Source organism: Pseudomonas sp. PB101, assembly GCF_009764265.1.
In the GTDB taxonomy this organism is placed as follows: Bacteria; Pseudomonadota; Gammaproteobacteria; order Pseudomonadales; family Pseudomonadaceae; genus Aquipseudomonas.
Genome location: NZ_RWIR01000064.1, coordinates 1 through 21,981 on the forward strand (window position 1 = coordinate 1; position 21,981 = coordinate 21,981).

General features: G+C 61.5%; 19 protein-coding genes and 1 pseudogene. 10 read left to right on the forward strand and 10 right to left on the reverse strand.

From position 1 onward, the window contains the following. The 4 genes and pseudogenes from EI969_RS19350 to EI969_RS19365 form a co-directional block, all read left to right on the forward strand. Nucleotides 1-311, forward strand: a pseudogene (locus EI969_RS19350) (calcium-binding protein); the annotation flags it as partial. 172 nt (nucleotides 312-483) lie between these two features. Then, a complete protein-coding gene (locus EI969_RS19355; RefSeq protein ID WP_160389203.1) occupies nucleotides 484-1,059 on the forward strand; it encodes a hypothetical protein in 576 nt (191 codons plus the stop codon). A gap of 168 nt (nucleotides 1,060-1,227) precedes the next feature. Next, nucleotides 1,228-3,267 (forward strand): FAD-dependent oxidoreductase, encoded by a 2,040-nt coding sequence (locus EI969_RS19360; RefSeq protein ID WP_160389204.1) that lies wholly within the window; start codon nucleotides 1,228-1,230, stop codon nucleotides 3,265-3,267. 69 nt (nucleotides 3,268-3,336) lie between these two features. After that, nucleotides 3,337-4,263: a 1-aminocyclopropane-1-carboxylate deaminase/D-cysteine desulfhydrase gene (locus EI969_RS19365; RefSeq protein WP_160389205.1), complete on the forward strand. Its 927-nt coding sequence runs from the start codon at nucleotides 3,337-3,339 to the stop codon at nucleotides 4,261-4,263. Nucleotides 4,264-4,287: 24 nt separating this feature from the next. Here the strand turns inward: EI969_RS19365 and EI969_RS19370 are convergent, their stop codons facing one another. The 3 genes from EI969_RS19370 to EI969_RS19380 form a co-directional block, all read right to left on the reverse strand. Further along, a complete protein-coding gene (locus EI969_RS19370; protein WP_160389206.1) occupies nucleotides 4,288-4,848 on the reverse strand; it encodes a cytochrome b in 561 nt (186 codons plus the stop codon). A gap of 245 nt (nucleotides 4,849-5,093) precedes the next feature. Next, a complete protein-coding gene (gene phnX / locus EI969_RS19375; protein ID WP_160389207.1) occupies nucleotides 5,094-5,921 on the reverse strand; it encodes a phosphonoacetaldehyde hydrolase in 828 nt (275 codons plus the stop codon). 123 nt (nucleotides 5,922-6,044) lie between these two features. After that, a complete protein-coding gene (locus tag EI969_RS19380) occupies nucleotides 6,045-7,154 on the reverse strand; it encodes a 2-aminoethylphosphonate--pyruvate transaminase (RefSeq protein WP_160389208.1) in 1,110 nt (369 codons plus the stop codon). Nucleotides 7,155-7,263: 109 nt separating this feature from the next. On the opposite strand from EI969_RS19380, the gene EI969_RS19385 reads away from it, so the two are divergent. After that, nucleotides 7,264-8,127, forward strand: a complete 864-nt coding sequence (locus EI969_RS19385) for a LysR substrate-binding domain-containing protein (RefSeq protein WP_154861372.1) — start codon at nucleotides 7,264-7,266, stop codon at nucleotides 8,125-8,127. Nucleotides 8,128-8,228: 101 nt separating this feature from the next. Here the strand turns inward: EI969_RS19385 and EI969_RS19390 are convergent, their stop codons facing one another. Continuing rightward, nucleotides 8,229-9,101, reverse strand: a complete 873-nt coding sequence (locus tag EI969_RS19390; RefSeq protein ID WP_110660817.1) for a LysR family transcriptional regulator — start codon at nucleotides 9,099-9,101, stop codon at nucleotides 8,229-8,231. A 269-nt stretch (nucleotides 9,102-9,370) separates the two neighbouring features. On the opposite strand from EI969_RS19390, the gene EI969_RS19395 reads away from it, so the two are divergent. Then, nucleotides 9,371-10,696 carry an MFS transporter gene (locus tag EI969_RS19395; RefSeq protein ID WP_160389209.1) on the forward strand — a complete coding sequence of 442 codons (1,326 nt, stop codon included), beginning with the start codon at nucleotides 9,371-9,373 and terminating at the stop codon, nucleotides 10,694-10,696. Nucleotides 10,697-10,758: 62 nt separating this feature from the next. Continuing rightward, nucleotides 10,759-12,156, forward strand: a complete 1,398-nt coding sequence (locus tag EI969_RS19400) for an FAD-dependent oxidoreductase (RefSeq protein ID WP_178120740.1) — start codon at nucleotides 10,759-10,761, stop codon at nucleotides 12,154-12,156. 3 nt (nucleotides 12,157-12,159) lie between these two features. On the opposite strand, the gene EI969_RS19405 is transcribed toward EI969_RS19400, so the two are convergent. Further along, complete coding sequence (locus EI969_RS19405) at nucleotides 12,160-13,572, reverse strand: type VI secretion system Vgr family protein (protein WP_160389211.1); 1,413 nt, start codon at nucleotides 13,570-13,572, stop codon at nucleotides 12,160-12,162. A gap of 225 nt (nucleotides 13,573-13,797) precedes the next feature. Between EI969_RS19405 and EI969_RS19410 the strand changes: the two genes are divergently transcribed. Further along, entirely contained in the window at nucleotides 13,798-14,505 is a 708-nt protein-coding gene (locus EI969_RS19410; protein ID WP_160389212.1) for a YebC/PmpR family DNA-binding transcriptional regulator, read from the forward strand. 132 nt (nucleotides 14,506-14,637) lie between these two features. Here EI969_RS19410 and EI969_RS19415 read toward each other — a convergent pair whose 3' ends face one another. The 4 genes from EI969_RS19415 to EI969_RS19430 form a co-directional block, all read right to left on the reverse strand. Further along, complete coding sequence (locus tag EI969_RS19415) at nucleotides 14,638-15,951, reverse strand: leucine-rich repeat-containing protein kinase family protein (RefSeq protein WP_160389213.1); 1,314 nt, start codon at nucleotides 15,949-15,951, stop codon at nucleotides 14,638-14,640. 81 nt (nucleotides 15,952-16,032) lie between these two features. Then, the gene (zapE, locus tag EI969_RS19420) at nucleotides 16,033-17,157 is read right to left on the reverse strand and encodes a cell division protein ZapE (protein WP_160389214.1); all 1,125 of its coding nucleotides are present in this window, start codon (nucleotides 17,155-17,157) and stop codon (nucleotides 16,033-16,035) included. Nucleotides 17,158-17,245: 88 nt separating this feature from the next. Beyond that, the gene (locus EI969_RS19425) at nucleotides 17,246-17,998 is read right to left on the reverse strand and encodes an anti-sigma factor (protein WP_160389215.1); all 753 of its coding nucleotides are present in this window, start codon (nucleotides 17,996-17,998) and stop codon (nucleotides 17,246-17,248) included. Further along, nucleotides 17,995-18,501, reverse strand: a complete 507-nt coding sequence (locus EI969_RS19430) for a sigma-70 family RNA polymerase sigma factor (RefSeq protein WP_160389216.1) — start codon at nucleotides 18,499-18,501, stop codon at nucleotides 17,995-17,997. The genes EI969_RS19425 and EI969_RS19430 overlap by 4 nt, the downstream gene beginning before the upstream one ends. A 158-nt stretch (nucleotides 18,502-18,659) precedes the next feature. Here EI969_RS19430 and EI969_RS19435 point away from each other — a divergent pair, with 158 nt between their 5' ends. After that, complete coding sequence (locus EI969_RS19435; protein ID WP_160389217.1) at nucleotides 18,660-19,745, forward strand: catalase family peroxidase; 1,086 nt, start codon at nucleotides 18,660-18,662, stop codon at nucleotides 19,743-19,745. Continuing rightward, the gene (locus tag EI969_RS19440; RefSeq protein ID WP_160389218.1) at nucleotides 19,742-20,287 is read left to right on the forward strand and encodes a cytochrome b; all 546 of its coding nucleotides are present in this window, start codon (nucleotides 19,742-19,744) and stop codon (nucleotides 20,285-20,287) included. The genes EI969_RS19435 and EI969_RS19440 overlap by 4 nt, the downstream gene beginning before the upstream one ends. A gap of 60 nt (nucleotides 20,288-20,347) precedes the next feature. Here the strand turns inward: EI969_RS19440 and EI969_RS19445 are convergent, their stop codons facing one another. After that, complete coding sequence (locus EI969_RS19445) at nucleotides 20,348-21,499, reverse strand: carboxypeptidase family protein (RefSeq protein ID WP_160389219.1); 1,152 nt, start codon at nucleotides 21,497-21,499, stop codon at nucleotides 20,348-20,350. Nucleotides 21,500-21,981: the final 482 nt, after the last annotated feature.

The window sequence follows — 21,981 nt, forward strand, 5'->3', positions numbered from 1 at the left end:
GTAGCGACGCTGTTACTGGTGGTGCCGGCAACGACACGATGATTGCCGACAATGGCGACGATATGTTCGTGTTCGGACTGCTGCCCTTCGGCAACGATCGGATCATCGGCTTCGATGCCAACGCGGCGGGTGGCCAGGATCTGCTCAACTTCGTCGGGGGCGGTATCACGGCGGCGACGTTCAACAGCAGTGTCATCGTTACCGATCAGGGAGCGGATACATTGCTCACCTTCGGTGCCGGCACCATCACCCTGGTAGGTGTGGGTGACCCGAACACCATCTCGGCCTCGGACTTCATCCTGGCCTCTTGATGTTCTGACAGGCACTGTCGCAAGGAACATGGACCACGGAAGGGAGGGCAATGGATGCCCTCCCTTTCTTCTTCCACCTGGTTTTCCGGGGTGCCAGCAGCGTACTGGAGCTCGACAAGGCAGGCCGGTACCGGGCTGCGCAATCAAATAATGAAAAAGGGGAAATTCGGCCGTGAACATTTCAGCCACCTGCCTCTTGATCAGCCTGTTGGCTTCGGTTGTGGCTTCTGCCTTCGGAGCTGCCTCGGTGTTCGATCTGGACTTCACCCGATCGGCCATGGAAACCCTGAAAAAACTGGATATCGACGACGCTTGCATCATCTCCGCTTCAAGTCCTGCCGTGTTTACCTTCTGCCGAAAAAGCTCGTCGACGCTCTGGAGGTATCAGGCGCTGGATCTGGAGCAACAGGCGGCGATCCAGATTGGGCACAAGCGGTCTTCGACCGACTATCAACGAATTACCATCGTGCAACTCAACAGCGCTGCCTGCGAGCAGGATCACCTTGCCGCATTGGCTAAACCGGCTATCAGGCGTGGACTGGTGCTTGGCCTGATCACTGTGTTTTTGTTGGTCGGTCTTGGATGTACCTACCGGGCAGTCCGGTATGGCTACTATGACCAGGCCGGTCTTTCGAAGACAGATGGACAGCAAACAAGCGAATTTCAGTTACCGCAAAACTCAACTGTCATGGCGTTGGCCGCGTGGGGTATGGCAGCCATTACGGCATTTATCTACTTCGGCTTTTGAGTTTGACCGCAGAGGGCGGTTATGCCGTCAAGGGCTGCGCGTTTTGATCAATAAGTTGTAATTTATGGTCATTGAGCCATGACGTCACGGCTCTTAGTCTGTCGAACATGACTGATGGGAGCCGCAGAGCTCCTGCACTTTCCGTGATCGATCGATGTGGAGTTACCGATGACCGCCGCTCAATACCCGCACCTGTTGGCTCCGCTGGACCTGGGTTTCACCACGCTGCGCAATCGCACGCTGATGGGCTCGATGCACACCGGCCTTGAAGAGAAGCCGGGTGGTTTCGAGCGCATGGCGGCGTACTTTGCCGAACGTGCCCGTGGCGGTGTCGGCCTGATGGTCACCGGCGGTATCGGCCCGAACGACGAAGGCGGCGTGTATTCCGGTGCGGCCAAGCTGACCACCGAAGAAGAGGCGCTCAAGCACCGTATCGTCACCCGTGCCGTGCACGACGCGGGCGGCAAGATCTGCATGCAGATCCTCCATGCCGGTCGTTATGCCTACAGCCCGAAACAGGTTGCGCCGAGCGCCATTCAAGCGCCGATCAACCCGTTCAAGCCCAGGGAGCTGGACGAGGAAGGCATCGAGAAGCAGATCAGCGATTTCGTCACCTGTTCGGTTCTGGCACAGACCGCCGAGTACGACGGTGTGGAAATCATGGGTTCGGAAGGTTATTTCATTAACCAGTTCCTCGCCGCCCACACCAACCACCGTACCGACCGCTGGGGCGGCAGCTACGAAAACCGCATGCGCCTGCCGGTGGAAATCGTTCGCCGGGTGCGTGAAGCGGTCGGCCCGAACTTCATCATCATTTTCCGTCTGTCGATGCTCGACCTGGTCGAAGGCGGCAGCACCTGGGACGAAATCGTGCAACTGGCCAAGGCCATCGAGCAGGCCGGCGCGACCATCATCAACACCGGTATCGGCTGGCACGAAGCGCGGATCCCCACCATCGCCACCAAAGTGCCGCGCGCGGCGTTCAGCAAGGTCACGGCCAAGCTGCGGGGTTCGGTCAATATCCCGCTGATCACCACCAACCGCATCAACACACCGGAAGTCGCCGAGCAGATTCTCGCCGAGGGCGATGCCGACATGGTGTCCATGGCGCGGCCGTTCCTCGCCGACCCGGACTTCGTCAACAAGGCTGCGCAAGGCCGCGCCGATGAGATCAACACCTGCATCGGTTGCAACCAGGCCTGCCTCGATCACACCTTCGGCGGCAAGCTGACCAGTTGCCTGGTCAACCCGCGTGCCTGCCACGAAACCGAACTCAACTACCTGCCCGTGCAGCAGTTGAAAAAAATCGCCGTGGTCGGTGCCGGCCCTGCCGGTCTGTCCGCCGCGACCGTGGCCGCCGAGCGGGGTCACCAGGTGACACTGTTCGATTCGGCCAGCGAAATCGGCGGTCAGTTCAACATCGCCAAGCGCGTACCGGGCAAGGAAGAGTTCTTCGAGACCATTCGCTACTTCAATCGCAAGCTGCAGACCACCAACGTCGAGGTGTGCCTGAACACCCGCGTCGATGTGGCCGCGCTGGTCGAGGGTGGCTACGACGAGATCATTCTGGCCACCGGCATTGCGCCGCGCGTGCCGGCGATTCCGGGCGTGGAAAACGCCAAGGTGCTGAGCTACCTGGACGTGATCCTGGAGCGCAAGCCGGTCGGCAAGCGTGTCGCGGTGATTGGCGCCGGCGGCATCGGTTTCGACGTCTCCGAGTTCCTCGTCCACGAAGGCGTCGCCACCAGTCAGGATCGCGCTGCGTTCTGGAAGGAATGGGGCATTGATACGCACCTTGAAGCTCGCGGTGGTGTTGCCGGTATCAAGGCCGCGCCCCACGCGCCGGCCCGTGAAGTGTTCCTGCTGCAACGCAAGACGTCCAAGGTCGGCGACGGCCTGGGCAAGACCACCGGCTGGATCCATCGCACCGGTCTGAAGAACAAGCAGGTGCAGATGCTCAACAGCGTCGAATACCTGAAGATCGACGACGAAGGCCTGCACATCCGCATCGGCGAAACCGGCGAACCGCAGCTGTTGCCGGTGGACAACATCGTGATTTGCGCCGGGCAGGACCCGCTGCGTGAGTTGCATGACGGTCTGGTGTCGGCGGGGCAGAGCGTGCACCTGATCGGCGGCGCCGATGTCGCGGCAGAACTGGATGCCAAGCGGGCGATCAATCAGGGTTCGCGGTTGGCGGCGCAGTTGTAATCCACTAGCCAGGCTGCTCACCACAAATCAGCTGTTAAGATGCCGGCTCTTCACCCAGAGCCGGCACCGATGCTTTTCCCTCCCGACACCTGGCTACCCCAGGCTCCCCTCGAACCTCTTCACCTCGACTGGCTCACTCAAGCCGGCATCGAAGTGACGATCCTGCGTCTGGACCAGATCGACCCGCTGATCAGCGGCAACAAATGGTTCAAGCTCGTCGAACACCTGAAAACTGCCGACCGCCTGGGTACCGAAGGCATCATCAGTCTCGGTGGCGCGCATTCCAATCACCTTCACGCGTTGGCGGCGGCGGGCAAGCGATTGGGCTTTGCCACCGTCGGCCTGTTACGCGGCCATCCTCAGGAAACCCCGACGGTCAAAGACTTGCAGGCGTTCGGCATGCAACTGCACTGGCTGGGTTACGCAGGCTATCGAGCGCGGCATGAAGCGGATTTCTGGCAGCCCTGGCAAACCCGTTACCCGACCTTGCATCCAGTGCCTGAAGGGGGAGGCGGGTTGCCTGGCGCCTTGGGTTGCAGGCCATTGCGGGCCGCCGTTTGCGCACAATTGCAGGACTTGGGCTGGAACGACTACGACGGCTGGTGGCTGGCCTGCGGCACCGGCACGACGCTGGCTGGCCTGGTGCTGGCCGAAGCGGGGCAGCATCCGGTGTACGGTGCCCTGGCGGTGCCTGACGATCATGGGGTGGCGCAGATGGTCGAGCAAATCGTGCAGCAAGCCGGCGTAGTCAATGCGAGGTATGAACTGATCGATGCCAGTCGCGGCGGGTTCGCCAAGGTCGATCCGCTGCTGCTCGACTTCATCGAGAAGAACGAACAGGCCAGCGGCATTCCCCTTGAGCCGCTGTACACCGGCAAGGCACTCATGGCCCTCAAGCAACAAGTCGAGGCGGGGAAGTTCGCCCGTGGCACGCGGCTGATCTTCGTCCACACGGGCGGCTTGCAGGGGCGGCGGGGGTTCAGTTCACAAATCTGAAAGTCACCGAAAGCCAATGTGGCCTCAGGTATCACGGTTTACGCTTTTGGGCATCATCCGCAGCAAGGTGTTATCGCCCACCACATAATGGTGATACAGCCCGGCCACGGCATGCAGGCCGATCAGCCAATAGCCGATGGTGCCGCCGAGCTCGTGCCAGCCCTGCAGTTGTTTGGCGAAATCCTTGTTTTCTGCTATCGGCATGGGCAGGTCGAAACCGTAGAACATCACCTGATTGCCTTTGGCGCTGGTGACCAGCCAGCCGAGAATCGGCGTCGCGATCATGAAAATGTACAGCGCCCAGTGCATCAGCCTGGCCAATGTCGTTTGCCATAGCGGCGAGGCGGGGAAGATCTGCGGCGCCGGGCCGAGGCTGCGTGCGAACAGTCGCAGCCAGACCAGGACGAACACGGTCAGGCCGAGCATGAAGTGTGATTCGACGATCAGCGTGCGCCCACCACTGCCCTTGGGAAACAGCCCGCGAAACTCGATACAGGCGTAAACCAGTGCCAGCAGGACCAGCATCAACCAATGCAGCGTGATCGATACGGTGCTGTAGCGCGAGGCAGAGTTCTTCCACGGCATACGATGTTCCTCACAGGTCCGGTTTAAAGCCACCGTTCTGGTCTGACGGTGTGCTTTAACTGTAATCCTGTTTCACCGGGTTTGCCTGAGGCGATTGGTCGCTGGATGCTCTGATTCGAAGAACCCCTGTAGGAGCGAGCCTGCTCGCGATGGACTCCGGGACACCACTGGGTGTCAGGCTGCCGGCGTCATCGCTGGCGACCATCGCGAGCAGGCTCGCTCCTACAGGGGCGGTGTGGCGTTTTTCAGCTCGATTGCGGCATTTCGCCGTTGGCCAGGCGCTTGTTGATGTCGGCGATCACTTGCGGCAGATCGGTGATGGTGTCGATCATGTAGTGCGGGCGCGAACTCTCGAACATCCCGTGGATGCGCTTGCGCTCGCTGTCCAACTGGTCGCTGGCCAGTGCGCGATAACCTTCGTAGTCCAGGCCCAGGGCGTTGCCCGAGCAGATCAGCGCCACGGTCCACATGCCGGCGCGGCGACCTTCGAGAATGCCTGGCACGGTGTCGTCGATCTTCACGCACGCCGCGACATCGTCGATGCCCAGGGCGATGACATTGGCCAGCGCCTGGGCGGGCCATGGGCGACCATTCGGTACTTCGTCGGTGGCGACCACGTGATCGGCCACGTAGCCGTTGGTGGCGGCCAGTTCGACCACTTTGTCCATGACCTGTTTCGGGTAGCCGGAGCAGGAGCCGATCTTGATCCCTTGCTGGCGCAGGTTGGCGATGGTCTCCAGCGCACCCGGGATCAGCGCCGAGTGCTCGGCGATTTTTTCGATCTGCAGCGGCATGAAACGCTGATAGATGGCGGTGACGTCATCGTCGGTCGGCGTGCGGCCGAACACTTTGCGATAACGCTCGGCAACTGCCGGCAGATCGCACAGGGTACGGATGTGGTCCCACTTGCCCATGCCCATCGGGCCACGGGCTTCTTCGATGGAGACCTGGACGTCGAACTCGGCGAAGGCCTCGACGAAAATCTGCGTCGGCGCGAAGGAGCCGAAGTCGACCACGGTGCCGGCCCAGTCGAGGATGGCGGCTTGCAGTTTGGTTGGGTTGGCGTAGTTCATGAGTATCGGTGTCCTGTAGGAGCTGGCTTGCCAGCGATGAACGATAATTGGGCATGACTGATGGACCGAGGTGTGTGGATCGCTGGCAAGCCAGTTCCTACAACAGCTCGGTCGCCTGCAAGATCAGATCTCGAGCACTTCCATCTCACGCAACACTTCGGCAATCGCCGCCACGGCTTCACGCATTTCGGACGGTTGTACGTGGCCGATGCAGCCGACGCGGAAGGTTTCGACCTGGGTCAGTTTGCCGGGGTAGAGGATGTAACCCTTGGCCTTGACCCGCTCGTAGAATTCCTTGAACGCGTAGCGCGGATCTTTCGGGGCGTGGAAGGTGGCGATGATCGGCGCCTGAATGGCCGCCGGCAGGAAGCTGCGCAGCCCCAGTTTGCCCATCTCTTCCATCAAGGCCTGGCAGTTGGCGGCGTAGCGTGCGTGCCGCGCCGGCAAGCCGCCTTCTTCGTTGTATTGCAGCAGGGCTTCGTGCAGCGCCGCGACCACGTGGGTCGGCGGGGTGAAGCGCCACTGGCCGGTCTTGGCCATGTAGGCGTGTTGGTCGTACAAATCCATCGCCAGCGAGTGCGAATTGCCGGCGGCAGCAGTCAGGGATTCCTTGCGAGCGAAGACAAAACCCATGCCCGGTACGCCCTCCAGGCATTTGCCCGAGGCGGCGATCAGGGCGTCGAACGGCACCTGTTGCGCGTCCACCGGTAGCGCACCGAAGGAACTCATGGCATCGATGATCAGGCGTTTGCCGTGTTGCGAAATGACGTGGGCAATTTCCGGCAGCGGGTTGAGGATACCGGTGCTGGTTTCGCAGTGGATCAGCGCAACGTGAGTGATACCGGCATCGGCACGCAGCAGGCGGTCGACGTCGGCGGCGGTGGTCGGCTCGTCTTCGGCGGTTTCGAAGGTGCTGAACGAGCGGCCCAGCACTTCGCAGATTTTCGCCAGGCGTTTGCCATAGGCGCCGTTGATCAACACCAGAACCTTGCCATCGCGAGGCACCAGCGTGCCGATCGCTGCCTCGACCGCGAAGGTGCCACTGCCTTGCAAGGGCACGCAGTGGTGCGTGGCGGCGCCGTTGATGATTGCCAGCAGTTGCTCGCAGAGGCTGGCGGTCAGTTGATTGAAGCGGTCATCCCATGAACCCCAGTCGATCATCATCGCCTGACGGGTGCGGGCCGAAGTGGTCAACGGCCCCGGGGTGAGCAGGATGGGTTCGGCAATACTCATTCTCGTGTCCTCGCAATCGATGGGATGAAGCTACGGGGCTTAAATTGCAATTTGCCGTGCTATCAATCAAATTGTTTATTGTTATGCCAGCCATCAGTGAGGGTTATTCATGAACCTGTTTCAGCTCCGCGCCTTCGATGCCGTGGCCCGGGAAGGCAGTTTTACCCGGGCGGCGGCGCGGCTGTTCATCAGCCAGCCGGCGGTTACCGGGCACATCAAGGCCCTGGAGGAGCACTACCAGATCACTTTGCTGCGCCGCACCGCCCGTCGAGTCGAGCTGACGGAGGAGGGCACCAAGCTGGCGGCGATCACCCGAGCGATGTTCGGCCTCGCCGAAGAGGCGCAGGTGATGCTTGAAGCCAACCGGCAATTGTTGACCGGGCGCCTGGAGGTGGCGGCGGACGGTCCGCACATGGTCATGCCGATGCTCGCCAGCCTGCGCGCGCGCTATCCGGGGATCACGGTGAACCTGCGCCTGGGCAATGCCCAGGAAACCCTGGCGGCGCTGCTGTCCGAACATGCCGACGTGGCGGTGTTGACCGAAGTCGAACCGCGCAAGGGCCTGCACCTGCAAGCGCTGAACGAATCACGGATTTGCGCGCTGGTGCCCGACGGGCATCCCTGGGCGCAAAAGACCAAAGGCGTGCAGCTCAAGGAGCTGGACCAGGTGATCATGGTGCTGCGTGAACCGAGTTCGATTACCCGGCGCACCTTCGATGAGGCTTGCGCCCAGGCCAGGGTCAATCCGCGGGTGCTGCTGGAACTGGACAGCCGCGAAGCGGTGACTGAAGCCGTGGCCGCTGAACTGGGGGTGGGGGTGGTGTCGTCGGTGGAGGTCAGCCACGACCCGCGAGTGGCGGCGGTGCCGATCATTGGCGAGGGATTGGTGAACCGGCACATGATCGGGTGCATGGAACGGCGGCGGGATTTGCGCCTGATTCAGGCGTTTTTCGGCTTGGCGCCCGTCAGGTAGACCGAGTTGTCTGTAATCGCGGGCAAGCCCGCTCCCACAGGTATCGTGTACGACCCAATACCTGTGGGAGCGTGGCTTGCCCGCGATGGCGTCAGACCTGCCTACACCAGACTCTCGCGAACCATCTGCAGAAACGTCGCCACCACCCGCCGCGAACTCTGCTCCCGCAGGCACACCAGGGTTTCAGTCAGCCGTCGTTTGCAATCGATAATCGGCAGCGCGCAAACCCGGGAGTCCGCGCCAAACTCGGCAGCCGACACCACGCCCACGCCAATCCCGACCACCACCGCTTCGCGCGCCGCCTCCCGGCCTTCGACCTGGATCGCCGGGCGAATGCGAAACCCGGCACCGGCCATTTCCTCTTCCAGTGTCTGCCGGGTCACCGAACCGATTTCCCGTAAGACCAGCGGCGTGTCGTCAAGGTCTGCCAGGGTGATGGATTCGCGGTCGGCCCACGGATGGTTGCGCGACACGAACGCGACCATCGGGTCGTTGCGCAGGGGCAGGGAGATCAACCGTTCATCGCTGACGTCACGGCCGAGCAACGCCAGGTCGGCCTGATAGTTGAACAGGCGAAACAGCGATTCATCAGTGTTGCCGGTTTCGATCTTCACGCTGATCCCGGGGTAGCGTTCACAGAACCGGGCAATTTGCGGCAGCACGTGCACCGGCGCATCCACCGCCAGAATCAGGCTGCCGGTCTGCAAGGCCTGGGAGTCCTGCAACAGTTCCTGCGCTTCGGCCTCGATCACGAAAAGCCGCTGGGTCACGCTCAGCAGACGCTCGCCAAGGTCGGTCAGGCGCACCGAGCGCTTGTTGCGGTGAAACAGCAAAACCCCGTAGCGCTCTTCGAGTTTGCGCACTTGGTCGGAAATCGCCGGCTGCGTGAGAAATAGCCGCTCGGCGGCTTTGGTAAAGCTTCCATGGACCGCCACGGCATGGAAGGCTTTGAGTTGGGCGTGGGAAACCGACACGGGAATCTCCAATAACAAGCTGGGCTTATTTTGGAAATACGATAAATCGATTTCACTTATTAATCAGTAATTGTTTTTATCAACCTCAGCCCCGTTGACTGTTCAGTCGAACAGCAGCGGGTGCCATGAGCCTGGGCGTGCAATCACAGGACTCATCTGACCGGTATCCGCCGTAGCGACAGGCCGATATCGCAGTGCTCAACAATAAAAAAACAGGCGTTTTCTTGCAAATTCTGCCGGCACACTCACACCCTGAGGTCAGAACTACAATGAACAAGCACATCGGCACCATCAAGCGTTGGCGCGTGCAGATCTTCGCGATCACCTGGCTCGCCTACGCCGCTTTCTACTTCACCCGCAAAGCGTTCTCGGTGGCCAAGCTCGGCATCGCCGAAGACCCGACCTTCATGCTCGACAAAATGGCCATGGCCAACCTCGACGCCATCTACCTGACGGCTTACGCCGTCGGCCAATTCACCTGGGGCATTCTTGCCGACCGCTTTGGTCCACGGGTCGTGGTGCTGGGCGGGTTGCTGATTTCCGCTGGCGCGGCGCTGGTGATGGGCAACTTTGCAACCTTGCCGATTTTCGCTACCTGCATGCTGATCCAGGGCCTGGCGCAGTCCACCGGATGGTCGGGCTTGTGCAAGAACCTCGGCAGCTTCTTTCCCTCCGAGCAGCGCGGGCGGGTATTGGGCCTGTGGAGTTCCTGCTATGCCTTTGGTGGTCTGGTAGCCTCGCCGTTTGCCGGCTGGTGGGCGTACACGCTCGTCGGTAGCTGGCATGCGGCGTTTGTTTCCAGTGCGGCGGTGGTTGGGCTGGTCGCCGTGCTGTTTTTTATTTTCCAACGCAACAAACCGGAAGACGTCGGCTTGCCGGCGGTGGAGCCGGAACCTGAGCTGACCGCCGAACAAGCGGAAGCCCAAAGCAAAATCAGCATGTGGGAGCCGTTGAAGGAAATCCTGCGCAACCGCACCGTGCTGGTGCTGGGGTTGGCGTACTTCATGCTGAAGCCGGCGCGCTACGCGATTCTGCTGTGGGGGCCGGTGATCGTTTTCGAGCAGATGCCATCGGTGGGCAAGGTCGGTGCGGCGATCATTCCGACCGCGTTTGAACTGGCCGGATTGCTCGGCCCGATCCTGATCGGCCTGGCCTCGGACAAACTGTTCGGCGCCCGGCGCATGCCGGCTTGTGTGATCAGCCTGTTGGCGCTGACCGTGTCCCTGGCGTTTTTCATGGGCGCCCTGCATACCGGCAGCGTACTGCTGGTGGTGGCGCTGCTGTTCGTCATGGGGCTGACCCTCTATGGACCGGACTCGATGATCAGCGGCTCGGCCGCCATCGACTTCGGCACCGCCAAGGCCGGCGCCACGGCAGCCGGTTTCGTCAACGGCTGCGGCTCGGTCGGGGCGATCCTCGGCGGGTTGCTGCCGGGCTACTTCGACACCGTTACCGTGTTCATCGTCTTCGCCGGCTGCGCCATGTTCTCGGCGCTGGTGCTGATCCCGCACTGGAACAGCCGCCCCGGTGGCCTTAAAACCAACTACCCCTTCGTGCCCAACCGGGCGATGAACATCAAACCCCTGCGCACCTGAATCCTGGCCCTCGTCGCCTGCTGCGTCTGCGGCAGGCTGGCGTGTGGGCCACTGACTGGAGATTGACCATGAGACCCTTTTGGCTGGACCAGGCCTTGAAGGCTGATACATCACCAACCTGTCCGTCACTTGCAGGCGACAGCCGCGCCGACGTGTGCATTGTCGGCGGCGGGTATACCGGCTTGTGGACCGCGATCATGCTCAAGGAACAGAACCCCGAGCTGGACGTGTTGCTCATCGAAGCGGATATCTGCGGCGCCGGGGCCAGTGGGCGCAATGGGGGTTGTGCGTTGTCGTGGTCGGCCAAGTATTTCACCCTTGAGCGTTTGTTCGGCGTCGAGGAGGCCGTGCGCCTGGTCACGGAGTCCGAGCGCAGCATCCATGCCATCGGCGCGTTCTGCGAAAAATACGCGGTGGACGCCGATTACCGCCTCGACGGTACGCTCTACACCGCCACCAACCGTGCGCAGTGCGGCTCGACCGATGCGGTCATCGCTGCACTGGAGCGCAACGGCATCAACTCGTTCACTCAGCGGCCGGTGGCCGATGTGCAGCGCATGGCCGGCTCCGTTAAACACCTGGAGGGCTGGTTTTCCCCGGCCGCAGCCAGCGTGCAACCGGGCAAGCTGGTGCGCGGTCTGCGCCGGGTCGCCCTGCAACTGGGTGTGAGGATTCATGAAAACACCGCGATGACCGGGCTGGAAGAGGGCAAGCCGGTGGGCATACAGACCCCCAACGGCACCGTTCGCGCCGACCGCGTGGTGCTGGCGATGAATGCCTGGATGGCCCGGGCGTTCCCGCAGTTCGAACGCAGCGTGGCGATCGTTTCCAGCGACATGCTGATCACCGAGCCGCGCCCGGACCTGCTCGATGAAATCGGCTTGACCAGCGGCGTCACGGTGCTCGATTCGCGGATTTTCGTGCACTACTACCACAACACTCCGGACGGCCGGATCATGCTCGGCAAGGGCGGCAATACCTTTGCCTATGGCGGACGCATGCTGCCGGTGTTCGATCAGCCTTCGCCTTATGCCGGCTTGTTGAAGAACAGCCTGGCGGATTTCTTCCCGGCGTTTGCCGACGTCAAGGTCGAAGCGACCTGGAATGGCCCGTCGGACCGTTCGGTGACCGGACTGCCGTTCTTCGGGCAGATGAGCGCCAGTGGCAACGTGTTCTACGGTTTTGGCTACTCCGGCAGCGGTGTCGGGCCTTGCCACATGGGAGGGCAGATCCTGGCGTCGATGGTCCAGGGCCTGGACAACCCCTGGACCCGTTCGCCGCTGATCAACGGCCCGCTGGGGTTTTTCCCGCCGGAACCGATTCGCTACCTCGGCTCGCTGATGGTGCGCAACGCCATCCGCCGCAAGGAACGCGCAGAGGATCACGGGCACCGGCCGCGGCACCTGGATGTGCGTTTGGCAAAGTTCGCCGCAGCGGCCGGCAAGGCAGACAAGGGCTGAGTGTCAGGGCGCAAGGTCCGAGCGGGTGAGCAACCAGTCGAACAGCAGGCGGGTATCGCCACGGGGTTCGCGGGGGCGAGGTCGGTGAGGTTTTGGCCGGGGGCCCAGCGCGGTACAGAGCACCGGGCGATCCGGATCACTGTCGAGGAAAATCACCAAGACCTCGCTGCCGGCCACGGGCAGGCGCGACGGATCGATCCAGTCCTCGGCGGTGCTCAGCGCCAGCGGCAGCCAAAGCCCGGTGGACGCCTCTGCGGTTGATAGTGTGTCGGGCCAGAGGCTCACCTGCACCTTGCCATTCTCATCCACTACCGCCGGTTTCCCGACCGGGCCGCACACCCGGCCCGGCTGATACCCGGGAATACTCGGCCTGGGTTGTTCGAGTGCGGGCCTGAACACCGTCGACCAAGGGATGGCGCTGAATTGATTGCGGTAACCGGGGGGCATGTCGGGTGTGTCATCGAGCAGAATGGATGAGTGACGGCCCTGATGGCGGATATCGGTCACCAGCCACTGATCATTGAAATTCGCCAGCGGATGTTCGGCCACCTGCACGATCCGGCCGCTGCGCAATGCGCCCTGGTTGCTTTGGCCGTGGATCTGCAGGTGTCGGCAGCGCAGGCGTTCCAGTTGCCGACGGCCGAGCTGATCGCGATGTTGTTGTTCGCGAGCGGGAACCTGTCTCGTGGTGGCGAACGAGTGATTGGCTGCGCCGTCGCCGGTGTCCATTGCACCAGGATCCCTCGCACCCGAGCGCAGAGGAGGGAGCGAAGCGTCATGGCGCTGGAACAGTTCGCTGATCACGGGTTGCTGATGTCCGTCACTGCGCAGCGGCATGAGCAGCGGCTCCTGGGGGAAGCTCAGGCTGTCATCGGCCAGCACCAGGACATGGCCGTTGCGTTGATGCTCGAAGTGGTAGTGGATGCCTTCTTCCTCGCACAATCGTTGCAGCAATGCCAGGTCGGTTTCGTCGTACTGTATGCAAAAAGGTCGCAGGGGATAGTGCCCGGTTGCCAGTTCAAAACGATAACTGCTGGCGGGCAACCCGTGTTCCTCGAGCAATTGGCGCAGGATCATGGGCACGCTGGCGCGCTGGAAAACCCGTCGGCAGCGTTGCTGCCCCAGCGCCTGGACACGTGGCACCAGTACCAGCTTGTAAGCGACCCGGTGCCCGCTTCGATGTTCACAGCCGGCGCTGTCGAGCACGCCATGAATGCCCTGGTCGTGGCCAAAGTCGAGGAACGCCGACTGGTGCAGCAATCGTTCAAGGTTCAGGGCCGGTGCCAGCCCGATGACCTCGATGTCGAAGCGATAGGGCTGGTTGAGTGCTTCGTGACCGCTGAACCGGACCACCTGGAAACTCAGGTCGTCCTCGAGAAGCGTCAGGGTGGTGGGACTTTCCTTGTCGTTGTGCATCGAACACGCTACTGCCGTGGAATAGGCTGCAAAGCGTACGAAACCCCGGCGCATTGCGGGCAGGCTAAAGCGGCATTTCAGAATCGCCCTACAACCGCTGGTGAAGATGTCGATGCGAGTCGGGATTTTTTGGTCGATTGCCAACTTTATGCCGTATAAACTTGCGCAAAGCGTCGGCCAATCATTGTCCCGACGCCACAGATGCCACCGATAAGAGAGTGAGAAATGGGCGCACAGTGGAAGGTTAAACACAAAGAAGCGGCATCCAATGCCAAGGGCAAGATCTTCGGCAAACTGGTGAAAGAAATCACCATTGCTGCGCGCAACGGCGCCGATACCGCCACCAACGCACACCTGCGTCTGGTAGTCGAACAGGCCAAGAAAGCTTCGATGCCCAAGGAAACCCTGGATCGCGCCATCAAGAAAGGCGCGGGCCTGCTGGGCGAGACCGTGCAATACCATCGCGTGACGTATGAAGGGTTTGCACCGCATCAGGTGCCGTTGATCGTTGAATGCGTGACCGACAACATCAATCGTACCGTCGCTGAAATCCGCGTTGCATTCCGCAAGGGCCAGTTGGGCGCTTCCGGTTCGGTGGCCTGGGACTTCAACCACGTCGGCATGATCGAAGCGTCGCCGGACACCCCTGACGCCGATCCGGAAATGGCTGCCATCGAAGCCGGTGCACAGGATTTCGAACCGGGTGAAGAGGAGGGGACGACCCTGTTCCTGACCGAGCCGACCGACCTCGACGCGGTACAGAAAGCCCTGCCGGAACAAGGTTTCACTGTGCTGTCGGCCAAACTGGGCTACCAGCCGAAAAACCCGGTCAGCGGCCTGAGCGATGAGCAGATGGCGGAAGTCGAAGCGTTCCTCGAAGGCCTCGATAACCACGACGACGTGCAGGACATGTTTGTCGGGTTGGCGGGTTGATCTGATTCGCCAGCGACACTGTCATCGCGAGCAAGCTCGCTCCCACATTGGATCGCGCCCGTCCGGGCAACTCGGTCAACTGTGGGAGCGAGCTTGCTCCGGGCGGCGATCCGACGATTGACCGAGCAGCGGTCACCAACCATTCAATTCCTGAACGATCTCATCAAAACCAGGCCGCCCCAGCACCTGCGGCTGACAGCAACGCCGCTGCAGATCCTCCAGCGCCCCACGCAGCTCCTCGCTCAACCCCGAATCAACCCGCGCCAGCAATTCCCCCAACAACACCCCGAACGCCCGCACCTCGATCCGCTGCAAGGCACGACGTTCAAGGCTGTCGGAAATCCCGTGGAACGACGCCGCGCCAAAATCTCCCAACAAGCAATCACCCTGCTCATTCCACAGAATATTGTGTCCATAGAGGTCGCCGTGGGTGATGCCATGGCCATGCAGGTGTTCGGCCACCGAGGCAATGCCCGAGGCAATGCGCAGTGCCACGGAGGCACTGAAACGCAAGTCGTCGGGGTAGATGTCACGGCTGCACGACACCAGGCTCGGCAGGCCGGCGAGGTTGCGAAAGCTCGGCGGGATCAACTGCATGACCAGTCCGGCCGTTTGCTGCGGGTGATCGACAATCCGCCCTTCAACGCGAATCAGGTTCGGGTGCAGACCGGCGGTGATGCAGGCGTTCATCTCGTGCAGCGGTGAGCCGTCGCTGGTCATTTCGCCCTTGTAGAGCTTCACCGCAACGGCCATGGGCGGCTGGTCATCCGGTTGCCAGACGGCCTGATGAATCACCCCGGACGCGCCTTCGCCGAGTTTTTTCTCCAGGTGTAATGCCGACCAGTCAATGCGCGGTGTGGCATCGAGGGCGGCGGCATCGGCTTCGGTTTCCAGTGGGTTACCGGCGTAGGCCAGCCAGGTCAGGCTCGGCAGCGTCAGCAGCCATTGTGGCAAGTCGGTGAATTGGTTGGCGGCGATGCGGATCAGTTCCAGCCGATGACAATTGCCCATCGACTCCGGCAACGCCCGCAGGCGGTTACCGGCAAGCATGAGTTTTTGCAGGTATGGGCGCTCTCCCAACTCGCTCGGCAGCGTCTCGACGCAATTGTCGGTCAGGATCAGCCAGCGCAGCAGGGGTGGGAGTGCCGCTGCGGGCACGTGGGCGATGCGGTTGGCCTTGAAGCCGATCATCGTCAGCGCGGCGCATTGGCCCAGGCAGGCCGGCAACTCGGTGAAGCGGTTATCGGAACAGAACAGCACGCGCAAACGCGTCAGGCGATGCAGGTCCTCGGGCAGGGCGCTCAAGGCATTGCCGCTGAGGTTGAGCACCTCCAGAGAGTCCGCCAGATCGAAGATCTCCCGGGGGAACTCGGTCAGGCCGTCGACCAGATCCAGCCGCGTGATGCCTGACAACTCGCCGGCACGCAATTGAGCAAGGGTGTGCATGAATGGATTCGCTTTTGATCAAGGAACAGGCGCGTGGCCGAGGAAATGCGCGACATGATAGCGGCAACGGCGGCCGATCCGTCAGGTCGGTTCGCTGACTTCGACCAGTTGCCCCAGTCGACTGCGGGTGCGCGCCAGATCAATGGCATCGCCACCCAGGCTGTCGCGCAATGAGTGCTGTCCGAGCAAGGTCAGGTGCTTGTCCTGGTCGTACAGCACGTCGATGAGATTGATGAAGCGTTGTTGGGCGGCAATCGAGCAATCGCCCAGCAGTGGCAGTTCATCGATGATCCAGCGGTCGAACTGGCGGCACAGCTCCAGATAATCCATCACCGCCGTGGGCTGATCGCACAATTGGGTGAAGGTAAAACCGATGCCGCGGCCTTCGCGAAAATGCGCTCGCAAATGCCGGGTGCCCACCGGCAACGAAACAGGCGTGGCATTGCGCCCGGGCAGGTTCAGCGATTGTCGTTGCGCCACGTTCGCCGGCCAAACGTAGTGACCTTGAGTGAACAACTGATGCGCATGGGTTCGGGCCTGGCTGCGGTAGTCGTGGGGCCCGCCGACTTCCATCACCTGCATGCGCGCATGGACCAGGTCGATCACCGGTTTGAAGCGTGCGTGGTACAGCGGATTGGGCAGCAGGCCTTCGGGCGGGTAATTGGAGGTCACCAGCAACAGGATGCCGCGCTGGAACAGTGCCTTGAACAACCGGGTGATGAGCATCGCATCGCCGATGTCGTGCACATGGAACTCATCGAAACACAGCACCCGACAATCGCTGAGCAGCTCATCGAGAGTACTCGCCAGGGCGTCGGCCTGTTCGCGATGCTCGAACATGCCCTGGTGCAGCCGGGCGAAAAACTCATGGAAGTGCAGGCGCTGTTTCTGCGCGATGGGAATGGCCCGGAAGAAGCCGTCGAGCAGCCAGCTCTTGCCGCGCCCCACGGCACCGTGCAGGTAAAGGCCCGGAAGGGTTTTCGTCGAAGTGCCGATCAGCATGCAGGCATGCCGGGCCATGCAGTCGATCACGCGTTGCTGGCTGTGACTGAGGGTGTAGCCTCGGGAATGGGCCTGGTGACGAAAGTAATCGTGGATGACCTGGCCTGCCTCGGTGCTGCCGGCCGCTGGCGCCTTGCCGAGAAGGCGACGCAGCGTTTGCCAGCGCGATTTGATGCGCGAACGGTTGGGCGGTCGAAAGGCCACTGAAATATCACCTCTGGTATGCGGGCAGGCTCCCCGAGCTGCGGCGCCATAGTGTAACCAGAGCAGGGAATGTGCTTCCAGCTGTGTCTCAGAACTGCACGGTCTGCCTGAGCATCTGTGCCGCCGCTGTGTCCGCCGGGCTGACCATCGCATAGTTGTAGCCACTTCCCGACCAGTACTCGGCCTGCAACTCGCCATCGCTGCGACTGCCCCTCGGCAGCATGTAGTTTTTCGGCCCAGGCGGACGCACGTAGAAACTGACCTTCTGCCCGCCCTGGCTCTCGTAGACCACCATCGCCGCCGGGCCTTGCTCGGTGCTCAGCAGGCGCCCGCTGGCCGGCTTGAACCCGGCACTCGAAAGGTCGGGCAGGCGATTGGCCTGGGTGAAGTAGCGGTCGAGCCAACCCTGTATGTCGCCGTCGTCGCCGACCTTGTAATCCGCCGGCAGCAGGCCTTGCTGGGCAATCAGGCGATAGGCTTGCAGGGCATCGGTCATTGGCAGCTGGGGGCTGGCCAGGGTCATTTCCCGCGCTTGCCAACCGCTGAATCCGCCGACGCTGACCGCCATGAACAGCACCGCCGCGCTGGCCAGATGCCGACGCGACTGACGTTTCAAGCGCTGGCGAATCACGGCCGGATCGAGTTCCGGGTTGGCCGGTTGCTGCAAGGCGCCCCCGAGGGCTGCGCGCAGTTGCTGGGCATCCAGTTGCCAGGCGCGCACCTGTGCGGAAATTTCCGGGTTGCTTGCCAGAAAAGTCTCGACCAGGCGTCGGTCGGCGTCGCTCAGTTGGTGGTCGACGTAGGCGTGCAGGTCACGCTCGCCGGGGGGCATGCTGATCATTTGAGTCTCCGCAGGGAAGGGCGGTTGATTTCGCCGTCGCTGAGTTGGCGCAGGGCCTGGCGAGCCCGGGACAGGCGGGACATCACGGTGCCGGTGGGTACGTCGAGAATCTCGGCGACCTCTTTGTAGCTCAAGCCTTCCACCGACACCCAGAGCAGCAGTGCACGTTGTTCGGTGGGCAGTTGATCGAAGGCGTTGAGGGTCGATTGGGCAATTACGGTGCGCTCCACCGACGGCTGGGCATCGTCGCGTCCGGTGAAGAATTCGAGCATGCGCGCGTAGCGCCGGGCGCGCCGGTGCGCATCGAGAAACTGCCGATAGAGAATCGAGAACAGCCAGGCGCGCAAGTCGCCCTCGGTGCGTTTGCTGCCCCAACTCGACAGCGCGCGCTCCAGGCAGGCTTGCACCAGGTCGTCAGCGCTGCTGGTGTTGCGCGTCAAGGACACGGCAAAGCGCCGCAATCGCGGAATGATTTCTCTCAGTTGTTCGTCGATATCGTTCATCAAATTCTGACTAGTCACTACGCTTTGGACTAGGAAGACGCCCGGAACTCGAGGTTATTCCACGTCAGAAAAAATAAACACCGCGTGTGGGAATAAACCTGCTTGCGGTTCGTCTGCTTGATTCTTCTCACTTGTGGCCGATGGCCCTGGAGCCTTTCATGGTAGATCGATCATCACCGCCAATCCGGCCGCCCCTGAGCGCAGCCAGCCTGACGTTGCGTCTGGCTGGCATTGCCCTGGTCGTTGCCGCCGTGGCCGGGGCGTTTGCCTACGTCAACGGCACGCTCGACCCACAGCGCCTGACCCCGAAGAAACTGATCAACGTGCTGGAAACCAACAACGGCGTGCATCCGGGTTTCCGTCGCAACCATTCCAAAGGCGTGTGTGTGATCGGGCATTTCGAGAGCAGCGGCGAGGCACGCAGCTATTCCACCGCTCAAGTGTTCAATGACGCGCGGACGCCGGTGGTCGGACGATTCGCCTTGCCGGCCGGCAACCCTTACGCGCCGGACAGCGCCGTGCCGATCCGCAGCATGGCGTTGCGTTTCAACCAGGCCAACGGCCAGCAATGGCGCACGGGGATGAACAGCATGCCGGTGTTCCCGGTGGGCACGCCCGAGGCGTTCTATCAATTGCAAAAAGCCCAGTCGCCAGACCCGGCCACGGGCAAGCCGGACCCCAAGGCGGTTCCGGCGTTCTTTGGTTCACACCCGGAAGCCGCACCGTTCCTGGCCTGGATCAAAACGGCCAAGCCTTCGGCCAGCTACGCCACCGAAAACTACAACAGCGTCAATGCGTTCTACCTGGTCAACGCGGCCGGCCAACGCCAGGCAGTGCGCTGGAACATGGTGCCGATGGCCCAGGACGCACCAGGGGCCACGGCACCGGAAGGTAATGATTTCCTCGAGAAAGACCTGGTTCAGCGAATCGCCGCAGGCCCGTTGCGCTGGCAGTTGAACATCACCCTGGCCAACCCCGGCGACCCGGTCAACGACGCCAGCAAGGCCTGGCCCGACGGGCGCAAAGTGTTGAATGCCGGCACGCTGGTGCTTGAGAAGACCCAGCCGCAACTCAACGGCGAATGCCGTGACATCAACTACGATCCGCTGGTGTTGCCTACCGGGATCGAAGGTTCCGACGACCCGTTGCTCGCCGCTCGTTCAGCCGGTTACGCCTCTTCCTACCTGCGTCGTACCAGCGAAGTCAGCCAGTTGCCCGCCGCCAAACAGGAGACCCGGCAATGAGTAGCCAACCGAACCACTTCGCCCCGCTGGCGCGCCTGCTGCATTGGCTGATGGCGTTGATGATCATCGCCATGCTGTTTATCGGCGCCGGCATGGTTGCCTCGGTGTCCGAGCGACATGAATGGCTGATTCATTTGCACAAACCCTTGGGCATCGCGATTTTGCTGCTGGTGATCGTGCGGCTGGTGGTGCGATTTTCCACCACGCAGCCACCGCTGCCAGCGGATCTGCCAGGTTGGCAGGTGCTGGCCGCCAAGGCATCGCATGTGCTGCTGTACGCTCTGATGCTGGTCTTGCCGCTACTGGGCTGGGCGATGATTTCTGCGTCTGGCGAACCGGTCATGCTCAGCAGTTCGTTGCAACTGCCGTCGATTGTGCCGGCGAATGCGCAGGTGTTTGCGTTTTTGCGCAAGGCCCACGGGTATCTGGCGTACCTGTTGTTTCTGACTGTGTTGCTGCATTTGGCAGCAGCGCTGTTTCACGGCTGGATTCGGCGTGATGAGGTGCTGGACAGCATGTTGCGGGGCAAGGATCGAGGCTGAAGAGCGTTCGTGATGAGGGCGCTGGCTCCCTCATCACTGATGGTCAACTGGCGGGAGGAATCAGCGCAAGGTATCGACCATATCGGCAAGCGTGGTCAACACATCCTTGCCCAGCTGTTTCGAACGCTTGCCCGACCAGCCGGTTTCCGCGTTCGGGTGGTCGTCGTGATCCTTGAACGGCATTTCCAGGGTCAGCGACAGGCAGTCAAACTTCTGCCCCACGCTGTTGCAGGCCAGCGTCATGTTGGCCTGGCCCGGTAAATCGCGGACATAGCCGTGTTTGGTCTGGAAGTCTTTGGTGGTGTGCTTCAGATGGTTGCGGAAGTGCTCCTCGAGTTTTTCGATCCGCGGTGTGTAGCCGGGGTTGCCTTCGCAACCGGCGGTGAAGACGTGAGGGATTTCCTCGTCACCATGGACGTCGAGGAACATGTCGACGCCGTACTTTTCCATTTGCTGCTGAACGAACAGGACTTCCGGGCTGATTTCCTGGCTGGCGCTCTGCCAGGCGCGATTGAGGTCCTGGCCCATGGCGTTGGTGCGCAGGTGGCCGTGGAAAGCACCGTCCGGGTTCATGTTCGGCACCAGGTACAGGTCGGCGCTGGCCAGCAGTTTATTGAGTACCGGGTCGTCGTGTTTTTCCAGGCGTTCGATCACGCCTTCCATGAACCACTCGGCCATGTGCTCGCCCGGATGTTGCTGGGCAATCATCCACACCTTGCGGCGGCCCTCGGCTCCGGTGCCTTTGCGTAACAACTGGATGTCACGGCCTTCGACGCTCTTGCCGGTGGCCAGCAGTTCGGTGCCGGCCTTGCTCAGCGCCTGCTCGATCAGCCAGTCGTGACGGCCACGGCTGTAGGGCTCGAAGTAGGCGAACCAGGCGTGGGTCTGTTCGGCTTCGAGGCTGAAGCGCAGGCAGTCGCCTTCGAAAATGGTCGGTACGCGGAACCAGTTGACGTGATCGTAGGACGCCACCGCCTGATAACCGGTCCAGGCCTTGTTATAGGAGGACTGGCTGGCATTGTTCAGGCGAAACCAGTGATCCTGGCCGACATGCAGGCCGCTGGCCTTGAAGTGGAACCACTGGAAATGGTTGCTTTTGGTGTCCGGGCGGATGGCCAGAAGCGGTTTGAGCGGATCGCTGATGTCGATGACTTGGATGTTGCCGCTGTCGAAGTTGGCGCTGATATCGAAAGAGGATTTGGCCACGGTCATAATCGATTCCTGAATATGATTTTTATGGCGGCTACTTTACACGCAGGGAAGGGTGAAACCGAGGGAAATTGCGGGGTGTAGCGGTGGGGGCGTCCTCCTTGACGCTGTCGCAGCTTAGAGATTGTGCGATTGATTCTCAAGTGCTATTTGTCAGTGGTTTCAACCAATGATGCCGGGCTTCTCTTGCCAATCGGTATTCTTTTGATATCATCCGCGCCATCGAATTTGCGACACCCAAAGACTTCATTAGCCTGAAGCCAAAAGCCAGAAAACTGGCAAAAAAAAGACCCGGCAAAAAGCCGGGTCAAAAACCGTGATTAGCCTGATGAGGAGATAGTCCAGGAGACCGACCTAAGGTCACTTGGTCCATCGACTGATCTCGCGACCAGCTGATGCAATAATAATCATTCTCGTTTGCAAGTCAAACGTTTTTACCTGCGCGATAGGAAAATTCTTTCCTGTCCTCTCGATTCGCCTTTTCC

What these genes read in the sequence shown, in the direction of transcription:
- EI969_RS19430 (WP_160389216.1), bottom strand. Translation starts at nt 18,501, where the DNA reads ATGAACGATATCGACGAACAACTGAGAGAAATCATTCCGCGATTGCGG.
- EI969_RS19370 (WP_160389206.1), bottom strand. Translation starts at nt 4,848, where the DNA reads ATGCCGTGGAAGAACTCTGCCTCGCGCTACAGCACCGTATCGATCACG.
- EI969_RS19445 (WP_160389219.1), bottom strand. Translation starts at nt 21,499, where the DNA reads ATGACCGTGGCCAAATCCTCTTTCGATATCAGCGCCAACTTCGACAGC.
- EI969_RS19415 (WP_160389213.1), bottom strand. Translation starts at nt 15,951, where the DNA reads ATGCACACCCTTGCTCAATTGCGTGCCGGCGAGTTGTCAGGCATCACG.
- EI969_RS19385 (WP_154861372.1), top strand. Translation starts at nt 7,264, where the DNA reads ATGAACCTGTTTCAGCTCCGCGCCTTCGATGCCGTGGCCCGGGAAGGC.
- EI969_RS19380 (WP_160389208.1), bottom strand. Translation starts at nt 7,154, where the DNA reads ATGAGTATTGCCGAACCCATCCTGCTCACCCCGGGGCCGTTGACCACT.
- EI969_RS19410 (WP_160389212.1), top strand. Translation starts at nt 13,798, where the DNA reads ATGGGCGCACAGTGGAAGGTTAAACACAAAGAAGCGGCATCCAATGCC.
- EI969_RS19405 (WP_160389211.1), bottom strand. Translation starts at nt 13,572, where the DNA reads ATGCACAACGACAAGGAAAGTCCCACCACCCTGACGCTTCTCGAGGAC.
- EI969_RS19395 (WP_160389209.1), top strand. Translation starts at nt 9,371, where the DNA reads ATGAACAAGCACATCGGCACCATCAAGCGTTGGCGCGTGCAGATCTTC.
- EI969_RS19360 (WP_160389204.1), top strand. Translation starts at nt 1,228, where the DNA reads ATGACCGCCGCTCAATACCCGCACCTGTTGGCTCCGCTGGACCTGGGT.
- EI969_RS19440 (WP_160389218.1), top strand. Translation starts at nt 19,742, where the DNA reads ATGAGTAGCCAACCGAACCACTTCGCCCCGCTGGCGCGCCTGCTGCAT.
- EI969_RS19365 (WP_160389205.1), top strand. Translation starts at nt 3,337, where the DNA reads ATGCTTTTCCCTCCCGACACCTGGCTACCCCAGGCTCCCCTCGAACCT.
- EI969_RS19435 (WP_160389217.1), top strand. Translation starts at nt 18,660, where the DNA reads ATGGTAGATCGATCATCACCGCCAATCCGGCCGCCCCTGAGCGCAGCC.
- EI969_RS19425 (WP_160389215.1), bottom strand. Translation starts at nt 17,998, where the DNA reads ATGATCAGCATGCCCCCCGGCGAGCGTGACCTGCACGCCTACGTCGAC.
- phnX (WP_160389207.1), bottom strand. Translation starts at nt 5,921, where the DNA reads ATGAACTACGCCAACCCAACCAAACTGCAAGCCGCCATCCTCGACTGG.